The sequence below is a fragment of the Bacteroidales bacterium genome (genome assembly GCA_021157585.1).
Classification (GTDB): domain Bacteria; phylum Bacteroidota; class Bacteroidia; order Bacteroidales; family UBA12170; genus UBA12170.
Genome location: JAGGWH010000137.1, coordinates 1 through 4,294 on the forward strand (window position 1 = coordinate 1; position 4,294 = coordinate 4,294).

At 35.1% G+C, this 4,294-nt stretch carries 3 protein-coding genes; 1 reads left to right on the forward strand and 2 read right to left on the reverse strand.

Annotated elements, in window-relative coordinates; all coding sequences use genetic code 11:
• Together ilvD and J7K39_09505 are read right to left on the reverse strand one after the other, a co-directional pair.
• Positions 1 to 1,520, reverse strand: a 1,520-nt coding sequence (gene ilvD / locus J7K39_09500) for a dihydroxy-acid dehydratase (GenBank protein ID MCD6180124.1), incomplete at its 3' end; no start/stop codon positions are given.
• Between the two features lie 483 nt (positions 1,521 to 2,003).
• The gene (locus tag J7K39_09505) at positions 2,004 to 2,900 is read right to left on the reverse strand and encodes a DMT family transporter (GenBank protein MCD6180125.1); all 897 of its coding nucleotides are present in this window, start codon (positions 2,898 to 2,900) and stop codon (positions 2,004 to 2,006) included.
• A gap of 520 nt (positions 2,901 to 3,420) precedes the next feature.
• On the opposite strand from J7K39_09505, the gene J7K39_09510 reads away from it, so the two are divergent.
• On the forward strand, positions 3,421 to 4,294 hold an 874-nt coding region (locus tag J7K39_09510; GenBank protein ID MCD6180126.1), incomplete at its 3' end, for a VCBS repeat-containing protein.

Genomic DNA, 4,294 nt, shown 5'->3' on the forward strand with positions numbered 1-4,294 from the left:
AGTAGGGCGCATTCCTTATCTAATTTCATGGTTTTAAGATAGGAGGTAGGGTACAGCATTTCCTGCATTCCCGGACCTCCTTTTGGTCCTTCGTAACGAATAACTACAACATCACCGGGCTTTACTCTCTTGGTTAAGATGCCTTCAATTGCATCTTCCTGCGATTCATAAACTTTAGCCTTGCCTTTGAAGATTAAAATACTCTCATCAACACCTGCCGTTTTTACCACACAGCCTTTGCTGGCAATATTTCCAAAAAGAACGGCCAAACCACCATCGTTGCTGTAAGCATTTTCTAAAGACCGTATGCATCCCTTTTGCTCATCCAAATCAAGACTTTCATATTGATTTTCTTGAGATCCTAGGATTAGATTTTTAAATCCTCCTGGCGCTGAATGGTATAGCTTTTGAGCTTCCTCTGAAATATTTTCTTCCTTAACATCATAGGTATTTAATACCTCTGATAAAGAAGGCAATAAAACATGAGGAACATTTCCATTTATTAAATTTCCTTTTCGTAATTCATTTAAAATTCTAACAACGCCTCCCGCTCTGTTTACATCTTGTATATGATAATTTGAGTTTGGCGAAACCTTACATAAAACGGGTACTTTACGCGATAATTCATCTACATCTTTCATAGAGAATTGTACTTCGGCTTCATGAGCAATTGCTAATAAATGTAGTATTGTATTTGATGAACCACCCATAGCAATATCTAAAGTCATAGCATTTAAAAACGAAGTGCGTGTAGCTATTGAGCGAGGCAATACTTTGCTATTTCCATTATGATAATAATCAAATGTATTTCTAACAATAGTTTCGGCAGCTTTTTCAAAAAGGCTTTTGCGATTCGCATGTGTGGCGACTATTGTTCCGTTTCCGGGTAGAGAAAGTCCAAGAGATTCTGTAAGGCAATTCATAGAGTTAGCCGTAAACATACCAGAGCAAGATCCACAGGTAGGACAAGCGTTTCGTTCAATTGCAAAAACCTCTTCATCATCTACAGATTCGTCGGCTGCAATAACCATAGCATCAACTAGATCCAATTTTTTAGTTCCTACAATACCTGCTTCCATTGGTCCTCCCGAAACAAATACCGTAGGAATATTTAAACGCATAGCAGCGATTAACATTCCGGGTGTTATTTTATCACAATTCGAAATGCAAATCATAGCATCTACCTGATGTGCATTGCACATATATTCTATGCTGTCGGCAATTAAATCGCGCGAAGGCAGTGAATACAACATTCCACTATGTCCCATAGCTATACCATCATCAATGGCAATGGTATTAAACTCGGGAGCAAAGCAACCCTCTTTTTCGATGAGTGCTTTTACATCCTGACCAATTTGGTGAAGATGTGTATGTCCCGGAACCAGCTGAGTAAAAGAATTAACAACCGCGATTATGGGTTTTCCAAATTGTTTTTCAGTCATTCCGTTGGCGCGCCACAGGCTTCTGGCTCCCGCCATTTTTCTACCTGCTGTACTCGTATTGCTTCTTAATTCATTCATTTTTTTATAATTCTCTTTCCATAAAAAAAGCCTTACTCGTATTTGAGAAAGGCTAATCTAATTTTACACAAAACTAAGCTCTCTCAAATTCGCAATAGGAGAATAATAATAATCAGAATGATAATATTTAGCTTAGATAGATGTGCGATATTCATTTTAGTATTCATTTTTTTTCATAAAAAAAACCACCCTCGTTTTAGTGAGGATGGTTTCTATATTTTTAATATTTACACGCAGCCTCACCTCTTAAATACCAAGAGAATGTTAATAATAATGAGGCTAATGTTTAAATTTCTTTTCACGATTTCTTTATTCGTTTTGAGCGACAAATATTTGCAATAATATTTTATATAAAAAAACAATTGGGTAAAAATTTTATTTAATTTTTTATTCCGTTGATATTTAATCGATTACAAGCGGGGTAAATTTATAAATTACAATAAATGCTAATTTCAGTGCAGCATCAGCTTGTTTAGAGCCTCTTTATATGAAAAATAAAGCCACGCCAAACACACTCAAAAATGCCCCTGCAATTTCAGCTAAACTCACTTTTTGTTTATACAAAACCACAGCGGGAAGAATAATTAAAACAGGGACAATGGCCATAATGGTAGAAGCAGTTCCTGTGTTGGTATTCTGAACCGCAAGAAGAGAAAAAGAAACGCCTAGGAAAGGGCCAAAAACAGAACCTAAAATAATTCCTCGCAAAGCAGGTTTATTCTTAAATGCAGCTTTTACATTTTTCCATCTCCGCAGAAAAGTAATAATAATGGTAAACCCGATAATAGAAACAATAACCCGAACTTGAGTTGCAGCAAAAGCATCATATTGTCCCATTCCGTATTTACTCAACACGATTCCTCCACCTTGTCCGAGCGCACCGATAAAAGCAAAAATTAAACCTTTTATTGGAAATTTAAGTCGAGATTTTTGTTCCCCATTAGGCTTATTCCAAATAGCAATACCAATACCAGAAATCACCAAAAGCATTCCTGCCAAGCCTTTAATATTCATTGTTTCGCCCAGCGCTAACCAACCAAAGAAAGCGGCCATTGGAGGTGCTAAAGTCATCATAAGCATCGCCATGCGTGAACCAATAAGTGGATAAGAAGCAAATAAAAAGTAATCGCCTAAAATAAATCCAACCACACCAGAAAGACCTAACCAGAGCCAAATATGTGTTGTTGCATCGGTGGGGAAAGCAAGTCCACGACTAAAATAAGACATGAAACTTAAAAATACCAAAGCAAAGATTAGTCGGATTAAATTAACGGCAAAAGGACCTACGCGCTTAGTTGCACCTTCAAAAGCAAGTGCTGTAACCGTCCAGAAAACAGCAGTCAATAAAGCGGCAAATTCGCCAAAATGAGATTGAATCATGGTTTGGTTTTGGTTTGCGCAAATGTATTAATTTATCCAATGCTTTTAAAAAGTGATAAGCAGCTAATTTTTTCCGATAAAAAAAGCCTGATTATTTTGTATATCCGAGAGGCTTAAACTCGAGCTATTAATAGCTTTTTATAAGAATTGGGGTTGATATGTAAGCTCACGTTATGGAGCATATTCATTTTAAGCCTGAATAAAACTAAAAAGCTTAGCGTTTTTAAGAGGGAAACCCTCTTTTTTATGTTCGGGATTTATCGTTTTTTTAATAAACTACTCATTTTGTGGAATAGACAAAATATTTTGTAACTTTGGGAGTATAGCATAGACGTAAGGTCTCCTAAAATGATTACATAAATTGAATTATCCGGTATTTAAGCGTTTGCAATTGATTAAAAACGTTTTGATTGTTGATTTTTAGTATTTTAATTGTTTTAGGAAGTTTATGTGAAGCTAGAATATATGCAATGCATTTATTAATTATTATGGGCAATTATTAATAAAAAATAAAAAAAATATGAAAACAAAAATCACATTATTTATTCTTATTTCTATGTCTTTAAATGGCTTTTCACAATTTGGGACACAACAAATTATTTCAACAAATGTAAATGAAGCAACCAGTATTTACTGTGCTGATATTGATGGAGATGGGGATTTAGATATACTTTCTACATCTTGGTTTTATGATGAAGTTTCTTGGTTTGAAAATACTGATGGACAGGGAGCCTTTTCAAATAAACAAACCATTACAAGTAATGCTGACGGTGCAGATTGTGTTCGCGCATTTGATTTAGATGGTGATGGCGATATAGATGTTTTATCTTCTTCATACTACGATAACACAATAGCTTGGTACGAAAATACTGATGGGCAAGGAACTTTTGGGACACAACAAATTATTTCAACAGATTTAATTTATGGTTCGTGGGTTTATGCTAGCGATTTAGATGGAGATAGTGACTTGGATGTAATTTCAGCATCAATAGATGATAATAAAATTGCATGGTATGAAAATACTAATGGACAAGGAACTTTTGGCTCTCAACAAATTATTGCTAATCCAACTCAACCAAATAATGTAATGGCATCTGATTTAGACGGAGATGGAGACAATGATATTCTATTTGATTCAGCAGAAGGAGATTACATTGCTTGGTGTGAAAACACAGATGGACAAGGAACTTTTGGAACAATGCAGTTAATATCAAATGCTGTTAATCAACCATCTTCAATATATGCAATAGATATTGATAATGATGGTGATTTAGATGTAATTTCATCATCAATTCAAGATAACAAAATAGCATGGTACGAAAATACTGATGGACTAGGTAGTTTTGGCTCTCAACAAATTATTTCAACTAATGCAAACCAGGCCAGATATGTTG